The organism is Sporosarcina saromensis (assembly GCF_054901285.1).
This window is the reverse complement of the sequence record NZ_CM142738.1, coordinates 228,242-240,680: the sequence shown is the minus strand read 5'-3', so window position 1 is coordinate 240,680 and position 12,439 is coordinate 228,242. Positions and strand designations below refer to the sequence as shown.

Here is a 12,439-nt window from a genome sequence, read left to right as displayed (position 1 = left end):
AGGAGAGGGAATACTTGCTGCAAGAACACGCCAAAATTGTACAATTCATCGCACTAGCAAACGAAGTAAGCGGCCGGAAAAAGTTGCAGAAAATGATCTACATCGCCAAGAAGATGAACTTCCCGTTTGCCGAAAAATACGAACTACATATGTACGGACCTTATTCCGAGGAATTGACCCTCCGCGTCGAAGAACTATGCGAAATGGGATTCCTCTCTGAAAACTGCACAGACAAAGGCTCCTACGTTCAATATCGCTACAATGTCACAGACGAAGGCCAACGATTCCTCGAGACCGCCGACAGCCCACATGCAAAACTACACGACTGCATCGAAAAGCTCAACGGCAAAAGCTCACGCTTCCTCGAACTCGTCTCAACCGTCCTGTACTTCGATCACCTCCCACAAACCGAGCAAATCGAAAAAGTACACATCGTCAAAAACAAACTCAACTACACCGAAGCCGAAATGGCCGACGCCTTCGCCTTCATCTCTGATCTACAATCATGCACCCGTGCATGAACAAAGCCTTTCCCTTTAATAGCAGAGGGAAGGGCTTTTCTTTTTGAATCGCGTCATAGGCTCGCATACTAGCTACGGCAATCCGCATTCATTGTAGGCCAATGCCGCAAACTCCCTCCGAATAATGCATAACGAGGCAGAAACACCGCAAACGCCTCTAGAACACGGCAAACTTCGCTGAATCGCGGCATAACATCTCCAAACGCGGCATAACATCTCTAAACGCAGCATACTGCTCCGAAACGCAGCATAACATCTCCAAACGCCGCATACTGCTCCGAAACGCGGCATAATTTCTCCAACACAGCAAATCGCCTCTAAGCAAACCGTTAATTTGTCAAAAGCCATTTGGCGCGATTAGGAATCGTTATGAAAAATTCACCTTCCGCGTTCTCGTGGATTTAACAATATCAAAAGCGGCAAACTTCGCTGGATCGCGGCATAATATCTCCAAACGCCGCAAACTTCGCCGAAACGCAGCATAACATCTCCAAACGCCGCATACTTCGCTGAAACGTGGCATAACATCTTCAAACGCCGCATACTGCTCCGAAACGCGGCATAACATCTCTAAACGCAGCAAACTGCTCCGAAACGCGGCATAATTTCTCTAAACTCAGCAAATCGCCTCTAAGCAAACCATTAATTTGTCAAAAGCATTAGGCGCGAGCAGGAAGCGCTTTTGAAAAATATCCACCCGCGGTCTCATTAATTGAACAATAGCAAACGCGGCAAACTTCGGCCATGTCCATATAATTGTGTAAAAAGGAAAAGCCATTTCTATTCCTTATGTTAAAATGTTTTCAACCACGATAAACATTTAGGAGGAATAGAAAATGGCTCAACTTAATTTTAACTTAAATATGGATATTTTGAAAGACTCTGTGATGAATTCGAATATTGATGCGGTTGTAAAATCTACAATTGTGCTTGTACTGAATGAATTCATGGAGAAAGAGCGTGACGAACATTTACAGGCATCTGCTTATGAGCGGACTGACAGCCGTAGGGATTACCGTAACGGCTATTACGAACGCGACTACACTGTTAGTCTAGGCAAGATCAAGTTGAAGGTACCTCGTACTCGACAAGGTGATTTTGCTCCATCTGTGTTTGAACGTTATGCAAGATGTGAACAAGCACTTATCCTCTCTATGCTTGAGATGGTAGTTAACGGCGTTTCTACGCGGAAAGTAACCAAAGTGGTTGAACAGTTATGTGGGAGTAGTGTATCGAAATCGTTTGTTTCTTCGTTAACTTCTAAACTCGATCCAATTGTAAACGAGTGGGCAAATCGACCACTAAACACGGCTTATTATCCGTATCTTTTCGTCGATGCCATGTACATTAAAGTTAGAGAACACAGTAAAGTGGTCTCCAAAGCTGTTTACATTGCCATGGGAATTAATGAAGAGGGACGTAGAGAAATACTTGGTATGAGCGTGGATCATAATGAAAGCTATACTAGCTGGTCTGGATTCTTCAAGCACCTTATTTCAAGAGGACTTCAATCACCTAAATTGGTCATTTCGGATGCACACGAAGGTTTAAAAAAGGCGATTCGGCAAGAATTCATCGGAACTTCTTGGCAACGCTGCACCGTCCATTTTAAACGCAATATTGTAGAGGTTCTTCCTAAGAAAGATCGTCAAGAAGCAACCAGTTTACTGAAGAGTATCTTTGCGGCTGAAGAGCTAGAGACAGTAAGGAAATTAAAAGATTTATTCTTTGAGAAGTATGAGAATGATTTGAAATACCAAAAGGCACTAAAGATCCTAGATGAAGGTTTTGATGATGCAATTCAATACATGAACTATCCTATTTCACATCGAAAGTCCATACGAAGCACCAATAGTTTAGAACGCTTAAACCTAGAAGTCCGTAGGCGCGAAAGAGTCATCAACATATTCCCGAATACACAATCAGCTTTTAGATTAATTGGTGCAGTATTAATTAGCTATGTAGATGCAAATGAAAACTGGAACAGAAAACTATTTACCACAAAGAAGTCGTAAGACTTAAAAAGCCGTTAACAACTTGACTAGGAGCCTCTACGGGCATGACTCTTAAGCCAGGAAAGCCAGCTTATGTAGATGCTGGCTTTTCCGACAAGCCTATCATGCCCGCCTCTCCAAGTAAAGTTGTGAGAGAGATAATCGTATGCCTTGTTCCAGTTGTGCTAAGTATCCTTCTCAACAGGATTAACAAATTTGTTCAATTAGATTTCTTTAGTAGACATGTTGAAAACATTAGTAAGGAATTTACACAAGATTTAGGACTTGACTCAAACTTCGCTGGATCGCGGCATAACTTCTCCAAACGCCGCATACTTCACCAAAACGCGGCATAACTTCTCCAAACGCGGCAAACTTCTCCGAAACGCCGCATAAATCCTCCAAACGCCGCATAACCCCCAAAAAAAAACAATGCAAGGATCATCATCCTCGCATCGCCCAAATCATTCCTTATCACTCAACCGCTGTCCTGCTACTGCGTAATGGTTTTTCGGCATTTCCTCGATGAACACGACGACGTTCTCGATCGGTGCGCCTGTAGTTTCCGCCACAGTTTGAGTTACTTTCTCACAAAGGTTGCGTTTTTGCTCTTCGGTGCGGCCTTCGAGCATTTTTACAGTTACATATGGCATACCATTTCCCCCTTTCGCTTAAACTTATGTATAGTGTATATAATAACAGAGTGGGAGGGGTTATTGGAATGTCGAATGAACAGAAACCAAAACAGAAAATGGGATTCACCATTATAAAAGACGATCCGACTGACGGGCACGGAGGCTTCGGTATCGGTTCCTTGTCATTGGAAAACGTCTCGCCGGTCATCGTTGATATCGAAGAAGGGGTCGCGCGTATTGAAATCGGGGCGATGCACGCACGGAGTGACACGGAACGCGGCATCAAATTTACGACGAATCGGGAAGACTCTGAAGGCGGAAAACCGTATTGGCTCGTCTGGGTCACCATCGATTTCAATGCCAACGGACCGTATTATGCTGGAGTGACAGCGTGCGAAATGATCGTCAACCGTGAAAAACGACGCGGCTATAAAATTCTTGCGGACCACGTCAATCGGATGGACAAATCGATGAAACGCCAAATCATCGTCGACCATATGGATGACACGTCCAAAAAGATTCTCGCTGATTTCCTTTCAAGTCATAATCAAGAGATGTGGGACAATAGCGAACCAAAACTACGTGTGGATTTAGGTGTGGACTCACCGGAATTATGAACAAAATGTGACATTTGTGCACACTTTCACTTTCCGAGGTTGAATGTAAGCCGGAAAGGAAGTACACTTAATTCACAGCTTGCAATTGTAAGCTAGGACAACCGAAACGTGCGCTCCTGTTCGCTTGCTGTTCATTCCAAACCCAAGCAATGAACGAGCATGAAATAGGTCGCATGCGACGGTAAAAAAGCTTTGCACTTCTGAATTATTCAGCGTGCAAAGCTTTTTTGATTGGCCTTGTGAACGGTAGTAAGCAAGCACTGGAACTTGTACCTGCTGTATAACCATTCTGCAAAGATGAATCTATGTTGCGTTAATTCCCGTCCAGAAGTGCACGATCATGTCCTATCGCTCTTCATTCAAAAAACGAAAAAGGGAACAGTTCAAAATCGGCATCTTCTTCCTCGCCATGCAATTGCTCACGCAAGTTCTTGTCCGTACATAACCGCTGCGGCAAATCCTTGTCTTTCAAATACATAAGCCGCTGTTTTGGACATTCATTGACTGCGATGCCGCCCGTCTGTACATCGACAATTGCGCTGCTCACACCTTTTGGTGGAATGAACGGCTCTGGCGCTTTTCCGGCGTGTACCGTTTCCATGAAATCAATCCAGATTTTTTTGGATACCGCTTTATCCTCAAGCGACGTCAAATGCTGTCCGACATCGTAGCCCGTCCAAATACCTGCAGTGAGGGAAGGGGAGTAGCCGATCAAATATTGGTCAGAAATCGTCGTTCCAGATTTCGCTGCATACGGCCGAGATTGCTTCGAACGCATGGACAGTCCTGTTGCAATCGAGTAATCATTGAACACCGGGTCGAACATGCCTGTCAATAAATGCGTCAGGACAAATGCATCTTGTTCAGTAAGCGCGCGCTTCGTCGTGAGTTTCGGTTGTTCATAAACCGTCTTTCCTTCCGAGTCTGTGATAGAAATGATTGTCGTCGGTTCTACGAGCAATCCGCCCGATGAAATCCGGTTATAGGCATTCGTCATTTCCAACAAGGACACTTCCGACGTCCCTAAAGCGACAGCAGGGGATTCTTGAAATTCGACGTCGATCCCTAAACGGTTCGCCATTTTATTAAATTTTTTGTACCCGATATCTTCCAACGTTTTTACCGCGTAAATATTATCCGAAATGGCAAGTGCTTGTGCTAATGAAATCGGGTGTCCGGCAAATTTCCCGTTCACATTTTTCGGCTCATACGTCGACCGTCCTTCATCATACGTAAAGATCGTCTTTTCTGTCGACATGAACGTCAACGGGTTATAGCCGCTTTCAAGCGCAGCTGCATACAAAATCGGTTTCATCGCCGATCCGGGTTGGCGCTTCGCTTGCGTTACACGGTTAAAGGGACTTTCCGCATAATTCGTCCCGCCGACGAGCGATGTAATTGCACCGGTTTCAGGTTCTATGGAAATGAATCCAAGCTGCAATTCGTTTTCCGGCATCCACTTTTCAATGTACTCTTCAGCCGTCTGTTGGTGATGAGGATCCAAAGTCGTTCGGATTGTCCAGCCACCTTCAGCAGGATAACGCCCTTTTTTACTTAATATTTTCTCTGCTTCCCGCCATACTTCATCCAAAAAATATGGCGCAGCTCGTTTCATGTCTGCCCATTCTTCCGTTTTCAACGCAACCGCTGTTTCTTTCGCACGTGATTCTTGCACTTCTGTGATGAAACCCTGGTTTTCCATTAATGAAAGAACAAGCAATTGGCGTTCTCTCGACTTTTCAGGATTGGCGACGGGCGAATAGACAGATGGCCCTTTGGCAATCGCCGTAATGATTGCCGCTTCCTCAAGCGTCAAATCCTTCGCAGCCTTCGCGAAATAAAACCGGCTCGCCGCCTCGACACCATACATCCCGTGTCCGAAGTAAACGGTGTTTAAGTAGCCTTCTAAAATGACATCTTTCTCGTAAAAGATCTCCATTCGATATGCATACAACGCCTCTTTAATTTTCCGACTCCACGATTTTTCGTGTGTCAAAAACAAATTACGGGCATACTGTTGGGTAATGGAACTGGCCCCTTCAGCCTTACTCATCGTCTTAATATCTTTTAATATTGCACCGGCAATTCTTTTATAGTCAAAACCGTTATGTTCATAAAAATTGCGATCTTCCGTTGCAATGACCGCATCAATTAAAAACGGCGACACGTCGTCCAAGCTGACCCAATACCTGCGCTCTGCTGAAAACTTATCACCAATCTGACGACCATTGTTGTCCAGGAAAACACTCGCCTTTGGCACACTCAAAGAAGGGGCGCCAGTTATTTGTGCATACAAACGAAGACTAATTAACACCGTGAAAAACGCGGTCAACGCTGTGACTGACAATAGAAGTAGCATCCGCGTTGCTGTGCGCATCTTCCTTTTCTTTTTAAAATCGGCTCTCTTCATTGGCAATCGATCCCCCAATCTTTATGCAGTCAGTATGCGACAGCAAGGCGAAGATTAAACGGCATTCCTATGAAAAAGCACGACTTTTCATTCCAATCAGTAGATGTATGGAAACGACAACGGAAAAAAGTTATAATGGATAGTATTTACGAGCACGCTCAACAAAAGCACGACGTAGAAATCGATAGAGTAAGGAAGTGTTCTTGTGGAATCAATCAAGGACGGTCAACCCGTAGACGTCCGGCTCCAATCGTCCATTCAGCATGAAGGACAAGTAGCAGAGCCGCACGAACTAACAGCAGCGGGGATATTGATAAAAAAAGCGGGTAAGACGTATTTGCAATTTGAAGAAAGCGGGCACGCTGAACCTGTCAAAACAATCGTCAAATTGGACAAAGACGACGCATTCATCATGCGCAAAGGTGCTGTGCAAATGCGCTTGCCATTCACAGCAGGTGACATTCGCCCTGGCACATACGGCAATGGACCGGTCGCGTTTAACCTACTCGTCAAAACGACAAAACTGGAAGTAACAGATCGTCGATTCACCGCCCACTACGAATTGCATGCAGACGGCGCACGACTCGGCACACATGAACTACTCATTACATATACGGAGGGACACGCATGAACGCAGTTGAAAAAATCCAACAAGAAATTAAAGAAGCATTCCACCAAGCCGTCATCGCGGCAGAATTAGCGGAAGCAACCGACATCCCGGACATTCTACTCGAAACACCAAAAAACAAAGAGAACGGTGACTATGCGACGAATATCGCAATGCAGCTCACAAAAATTGCGAAAAAGCCTCCTCGTGCAATCGCGGAAGCCATATTGGAAAAACTCGATACATCGTCCACGTCCATCAATTCTGTAGAGATTGCTGGTCCAGGGTTCATGAACATTCGACTGAAAAGCGATTATTTAGGGGATGTCGTGAAAACGGTGCTTGCCCAAAAAGAAGATTATGGCCGCTCGACTTACGGTGAACAACAGAAAATCCAAGTTGAATTCGTTTCGGCAAATCCGACGGGCGACTTGCATCTAGGACATGCACGCGGAGCATCTATCGGGGATTCATTGTGCAATATTTTGGATTTTGCAGGCTTTGACGTCTCACGTGAATATTACATTAACGATGCGGGGAACCAAGTGAACAACTTGGCGATGTCAGTGGAAGCACGTTACTTCCAAGCACTTGGAATGGACAAGGACATGCCTGAAGACGGCTACCACGGGCAAGACATTATTGACATTGGGAAGAAATTGGCGGAAGAATTCGGAGACAAGTATGTCCATGTTGGAGAACAAGAACGGCAAGACTTTTTCCGCAAATACGGCTTGGATTATGAATTAGGGAAGTTGAAAAAGGACCTGGAAGACTTCCGTGTACCTTTTGACAACTGGTTCTCTGAGACATCCCTTTATACAGATGGGAAAATCGGTGTTGCACTCGACAAATTGCGTGCAAATGGGCATGTGTATGAAGAAGACGGGGCGACTTGGTTCCGCTCCACAACTTTAGGGGATGACAAAGACCGCGTGCTTATTAAAAATGACGGCTCCTACACGTACTTAACGCCGGACATTGCCTACCATGAAGACAAGCTGCGTCGTGGATTCGATAAGCTGATCAACATTTGGGGAGCAGACCACCATGGCTACATTCCACGTATGAAAGCAGCGATCGAAGCATTAGGCTACGACCGCGACACGCTTGAAGTAGAAGTGACACAAATGGTGCAACTGTACAAAGACGGCGAGAAATTTAAAATGAGTAAGCGTACCGGCAAAGCGGTCACATTGCGTGAACTCGTCGAAGAAGTCGGCCTGGATGCTGTTCGTTATTTCTTCGCAATGCGTTCATCCGATGCGCAAATGGACTTCGATTTAGATCTTGCGATTTCCAAATCGAACGAAAACCCGGTGTACTACGCGCAATACGCACATGCACGCATTTCATCCATCTTGCGTCAAGCAGGCGACGCAAACCTTGCTGCTTCAACAGATCACGTCGATCTTTTACAGACGGAAAAAGAACTGTCACTGTTGAAAAAAATCGGTGACTTCCCACGTCTTGTGAGCGATGCAGCAAGACTACGCTCACCACACAGGATCACAGTCTATATCCAGGAACTCGCAGCTGAATTCCACAGCTTCTACAATGCGGAAAAAGTGCTCGACCCGGAAAACCGTGATCTATCCGAAGCACGCCTAGCACTCATCACAGCAACACGCACAACAATCGCCAACGCCCTCAAACTCATTGGCGTCGCAGCACCTGAAAAAATGTAACCCCATTTCGCCCTTCCGTCTTCACGACGGAAGGGCGAATATTTTGAATCGTGTTGGTGCCTGTCCCCGAACACTAGCGTTGCATAGTTTACACTAAATACATTAAAATCTATATTTTTACATTATGGTACTCCGGTAAAATTTAAAAAAGGGAACAGGGGTCTACAGTTAAATCAGTTCCCTTTTTTTGTAATTTAATTTATTTAGCTTTGTTTTTCTTTGTTGCTTTTAACTTCTTCTCTTTTTTGATGAAATGTTGTTTATTTATCGGGTCGACAATGGCAGAGTCTTCACCATAATTTATTGGTTTCTCTTCTTCCTTGGACACTTTTTGCCTTCCTTTACTCTTTCTAAGCTTTCGGTTGACGTAGTTTAACAGTTTTCTAATCGTTTTAAACACATACAACCTGACGTTTCTAAAGAGTGTCCAAAGTGTTCGATTAGGCATATGAATGAGTCGCAGGATTTCTGCCAATGCCACTGTTATGAGCGCAATGTACATCTGGTTCCATATGCCAACTGGAGAAGTGCTAAACAAATGATCAATCTTGACATGCTGCTTTAACCACTTAAAGAAAAGCTCAATATACCAACGGTTTTTATACGTTTCCATGATCTCTTCTTCAGTCAGTTCCAATCGATTGGTTATTAGATGAAAGTGAGTTCCTTTGTCATCTACAAACTCAATATAGCGCAGTGGTTCTTCGCGCGTGAGTATCGAAACCAACTCATTGCGAAGGACCTTATCATGCGTTGGCGTTTCTGATTCTAGCGTTTCCATTCTAAAATTCTTGCGCGTACGCACGAGAAATTGAACGCCTCTTTCCATCCAGCCGCCCATCTTTGTCTTGTGGGCGTAGCCACGATCCATGACATATAATGCGCCATCAGCATCAATGATATGATTGACAGCGTCGGAGTCCGCTATATTCCCAGTAGAAGGAATCATTTTCTCTGGATAGACGCTATTTGCAGAGGCTAAAGCGACCCGTATATGCAATTTAATGCCGCAAGAGTCCTTAGAAACTGCAGTCCAGTTTAACGCATTTTTTGGTAATTTCCCATACGTTGCATCTATGATTTTTAGTACTCCAACATTAGAATTTATTCCTTTAGCTACTCCTTTTACTTGCCAATACCTTCGTGCAATACGGTTAAAGAGATCAACTAAGTGTTCAGTATCTAATCCATTCAGACGACGGCTAATTGTAGAATAGCTGATAAAATCAATTCCAAGCTCTTTCTTAAATGCCTCGTCTGACTGGATTCCTGCTTCAATGTCCCGATGACTATGCCATTGTGCAACATTCGCCATAATAAAGAGTTTTACGATTGAGAAGTCAGTAATTTTATTCGTACCATTCATTAAAGGACAAGCTAAAATACTATCTGGTAAATTGGATAAGAGTTGACGAAAGACTAAATTAGGGTTTACACTTTTCATGGCTTACTCCTTTTTGTAGTGTAAGGGAACTGATTTAGTCGTCGCTTCCTTACCTACATTAGGAGTTTTTTTGTCGTTCTTCAAGTCTTTTATTCTATTTTTTATTTAAATCATCTATTTTTTTACTGTGGTGCAACGCTAGTGGTCCCCGAAACAATTCACAATTGTTTCGGGGACAGGCACCAAAAAAATAGGACTCTCGACATTGTCGAAATGTATAGTATAATGAATCAGAATTGAAAATTACATACCCAAACATGAAGGTGCCCCGCTTCCAACGCCGGGGTTAAAAGGGAAGTCGGTTCAATGCCGACGCGGTCCCGCCACTGTATGTGCAAGCAAACTGCAAGTGCCACTGGAATCGTTCCGGGAAGGCGCAGCGAGCGTTACGCACGAGCCAGGAGACCTGCCTTCATGAATCACCCGTACCCTACGAGGATAGGTTTGGTGAAAATCGGTACAAGCAAGTTAGAAACGTCGTACCGGATTTTTACTGAGCACATTCCTCCGTTGACAAACGGGGGATTTTTATTTGGACAAAACAGGAGGAACGAGCAATGAAGAAGTTTTTGCAATTACTACTCATGGCCGTGCTCGCGACATTCATGCTTGCGGCATGCGGTACAGCGGACGAGCCGAAAAAAGAGGAAACGCCTGTAACTGAAAACGGGCAAGCAGACGGACAAGAAGCGTCTGAAGAAGTAGCATTCCCTGTCACCTTGACAGATGCTGTCGGCAATGAAATCACGTTTGAAGAAGCACCAAAAACAATCGTGTCCATGATGCCAAGTAACACAGAAATCCTTTTTGCCCTTGGTTTGAACGAAGAAATCATTGGCGTCAACGATTATGATAATTACCCTGAAGAAGCATTGGAAAAAGAAAAAATCGGCGGCATGGAGTTTAACGTCGAAAAAATCGTAGCGATGCAACCGGATGTTGTCTTCGCACACGAATCCGGTCTGAGCACTGGTGAAGAAGGCTTACAACAAATCCGCGATGCGGGCGTTCAAGTGTTTGTCGTGAAAAACGCAACGAACTTTGAAGAAACATACACAACGATCGAACAAATCGGTCAAGCGACTGGAAAAACAGCAGAAGCAACAACAATTATCGAAGACATGAAAGCGAAAGTCGCTGAAGTGATCGAGAAAACAGAAAAAGTTGAAAACAAAAAGCGTGTATTTATCGAAACATCCGATGCACCTTCCATCTATGCACCGGGTAAAAACACGTTCATGCAAGAAATCTTGGACATGATCGGTGCGGAAAACGTTGTCACTGAAGAAGGTTGGGTGATGATCAGTCCTGAAGAAATCGTCAACCAAAATCCTGACGTTATTATCGTCATGTATAGCTATGTGCCGGACATTATCGAAAGCGTGAAAAACCGCGATGGCTTCGGTGACATTACAGCCGTAAAAGAAGACCAAGTCATTCAAGTCGATGAAAACTTGACGAGTCGTACTGGTCCACGTCTTGCACTCGGTCTTGAAGAAGTAGCGAAAGCAGTATACCCAGAGGCTTTTGGTGAATAAAGCAACCACTGCCTACATCGTGTCCACCGCCACATTACTCGTGGCGGTCTGGCTCGGTGTTTCAATCGGAACGGTACATATTCCAATCAACACATTTTGGGACGCATCCGATACGACGGCAACGAACATTTTATATAAAATTCGCATGCCACGTGTTATCTTAGCTGGACTAGTCGGCGCCTCGCTCGCCATTGCAGGAGCCGCATTCCAAGGTTTATTAAAAAACCCACTTGCTGATCCATACACCCTCGGAGTGTCATCCGGCGCCTCTGTTGGTGCGGTTATGACACTCTTTTTTGGCTTGTCCATTCCGATTGTCGGCACATACACCTTACCGTTTTTCAGCATGACCGGTGCAGCAATTACAATGTTTCTCGTCATCGGCTTCGCACGTCTCGTCGACCGTTCCATGAAAATGGAGACGATCATTTTGACAGGCATCATCTTCGGGTCCTTCTTAGGCTCAGTTCTATCATTAATGATTGCCCTCACCGGCGAAGAACTCCGCCAAATTATCGGCTGGCTTCTAGGCAGTGTGTCCATGCGCGGTTGGAATTACATTCTCATGATCCTGCCATTTGTCGTCATCGGCTCCTTCATTCTTTGGTTGAACCGTCGTGAATTAAATGCGATGCTATTTGGAGAAGAACGTGCCCATCATTTAGGCGTAAACGTTAAAAAACGAAAATTTATGATCCTTATCGGCGGCTCCATCTTAACAGGTTCCGCTGTCGCAGTATCCGGTACAATCGGCTTTGTTGGCCTCGTAGTTCCGCATATGACAAGACTCATGTGGGGGTCTGACCATCGTCATTTACTGACATTATCATTCTTAAACGGTGCATCATTGCTCATCATCTGTGACTTGATTGCCCGCACGATCATTTCACCAACAGAACTACCAGTTGGCGTCATTACCGCATTTATCGGAGCACCAGTGTTTGCGTATATTTTCTACAGACAGAGAAGGAAAGGGGCGATGTGA

General features: G+C 44.7%; 10 protein-coding genes and 1 riboswitch. Of the genes, 7 read left to right on the top strand and 3 right to left on the bottom strand.

What is annotated here, in order from left to right:
- Positions 1–14: 14 nt before the first annotated feature.
- Positions 15–521: a YwgA family protein gene (locus ACVHUV_RS00990; RefSeq protein ID WP_317944586.1), complete on the top strand. Its 507-nt coding sequence runs from the start codon at positions 15–17 to the stop codon at positions 519–521.
- Positions 522–1,357: 836 nt separating this feature from the next.
- The gene (locus tag ACVHUV_RS00985) at positions 1,358–2,536 is read left to right on the top strand and encodes an IS256 family transposase (RefSeq protein ID WP_462085818.1); all 1,179 of its coding nucleotides are present in this window, start codon (positions 1,358–1,360) and stop codon (positions 2,534–2,536) included.
- A 443-nt stretch (positions 2,537–2,979) separates the two neighbouring features.
- On the opposite strand, the gene thmT is transcribed toward ACVHUV_RS00985, so the two are convergent.
- Entirely contained in the window at positions 2,980–3,168 is a 189-nt protein-coding gene (gene thmT, locus ACVHUV_RS00980; protein WP_317944584.1) for a 2-hydroxymuconate tautomerase, read from the bottom strand.
- A 68-nt stretch (positions 3,169–3,236) separates the two neighbouring features.
- Between thmT and ACVHUV_RS00975 the strand changes: the two genes are divergently transcribed.
- The gene (locus ACVHUV_RS00975) at positions 3,237–3,767 is read left to right on the top strand and encodes a YwhD family protein (RefSeq protein WP_317944583.1); all 531 of its coding nucleotides are present in this window, start codon (positions 3,237–3,239) and stop codon (positions 3,765–3,767) included.
- Between the two features lie 355 nt (positions 3,768–4,122).
- Here the strand turns inward: ACVHUV_RS00975 and ACVHUV_RS00970 are convergent, their stop codons facing one another.
- A complete protein-coding gene (locus ACVHUV_RS00970; RefSeq protein WP_462085817.1) occupies positions 4,123–6,177 on the bottom strand; it encodes a transglycosylase domain-containing protein in 2,055 nt (684 codons plus the stop codon).
- 205 nt (positions 6,178–6,382) lie between these two features.
- On the opposite strand from ACVHUV_RS00970, the gene ACVHUV_RS00965 reads away from it, so the two are divergent.
- Both ACVHUV_RS00965 and argS read left to right on the top strand, forming a co-directional pair.
- Entirely contained in the window at positions 6,383–6,808 is a 426-nt protein-coding gene (locus ACVHUV_RS00965; RefSeq protein ID WP_462085816.1) for a YwiB family protein, read from the top strand.
- Complete coding sequence (gene argS / locus ACVHUV_RS00960) at positions 6,805–8,472, top strand: arginine--tRNA ligase (RefSeq protein ID WP_462085815.1); 1,668 nt, start codon at positions 6,805–6,807, stop codon at positions 8,470–8,472. The genes ACVHUV_RS00965 and argS overlap by 4 nt, the downstream gene beginning before the upstream one ends.
- Before the next feature lie 199 nt (positions 8,473–8,671).
- Here argS and ACVHUV_RS00955 read toward each other — a convergent pair whose 3' ends face one another.
- Complete coding sequence (locus ACVHUV_RS00955; RefSeq protein ID WP_462085814.1) at positions 8,672–9,916, bottom strand: IS4 family transposase; 1,245 nt, start codon at positions 9,914–9,916, stop codon at positions 8,672–8,674.
- A gap of 244 nt (positions 9,917–10,160) precedes the next feature.
- A riboswitch (cobalamin riboswitch) is annotated at positions 10,161–10,344 on the top strand.
- Positions 10,345–10,473: 129 nt separating this feature from the next.
- Between ACVHUV_RS00955 and ACVHUV_RS00950 the strand changes: the two genes are divergently transcribed.
- The gene (locus ACVHUV_RS00950; RefSeq protein ID WP_462085813.1) at positions 10,474–11,454 is read left to right on the top strand and encodes an ABC transporter substrate-binding protein; all 981 of its coding nucleotides are present in this window, start codon (positions 10,474–10,476) and stop codon (positions 11,452–11,454) included.
- Positions 11,447–12,439 (top strand): FecCD family ABC transporter permease, encoded by a 993-nt coding sequence (locus ACVHUV_RS00945; protein WP_462085812.1) that lies wholly within the window; start codon positions 11,447–11,449, stop codon positions 12,437–12,439. The genes ACVHUV_RS00950 and ACVHUV_RS00945 overlap by 8 nt, the downstream gene beginning before the upstream one ends.

What these genes read in the sequence shown, in the direction of transcription:
- ACVHUV_RS00985 (WP_462085818.1), top strand. Translation starts at nt 1,358, where the DNA reads ATGGCTCAACTTAATTTTAACTTAAATATGGATATTTTGAAAGACTCT.
- ACVHUV_RS00955 (WP_462085814.1), bottom strand. Translation starts at nt 9,916, where the DNA reads ATGAAAAGTGTAAACCCTAATTTAGTCTTTCGTCAACTCTTATCCAAT.
- thmT (WP_317944584.1), bottom strand. Translation starts at nt 3,168, where the DNA reads ATGCCATATGTAACTGTAAAAATGCTCGAAGGCCGCACCGAAGAGCAA.
- ACVHUV_RS00975 (WP_317944583.1), top strand. Translation starts at nt 3,237, where the DNA reads ATGTCGAATGAACAGAAACCAAAACAGAAAATGGGATTCACCATTATA.
- ACVHUV_RS00950 (WP_462085813.1), top strand. Translation starts at nt 10,474, where the DNA reads ATGAAGAAGTTTTTGCAATTACTACTCATGGCCGTGCTCGCGACATTC.
- ACVHUV_RS00970 (WP_462085817.1), bottom strand. Translation starts at nt 6,177, where the DNA reads ATGAAGAGAGCCGATTTTAAAAAGAAAAGGAAGATGCGCACAGCAACG.
- argS (WP_462085815.1), top strand. Translation starts at nt 6,805, where the DNA reads ATGAACGCAGTTGAAAAAATCCAACAAGAAATTAAAGAAGCATTCCAC.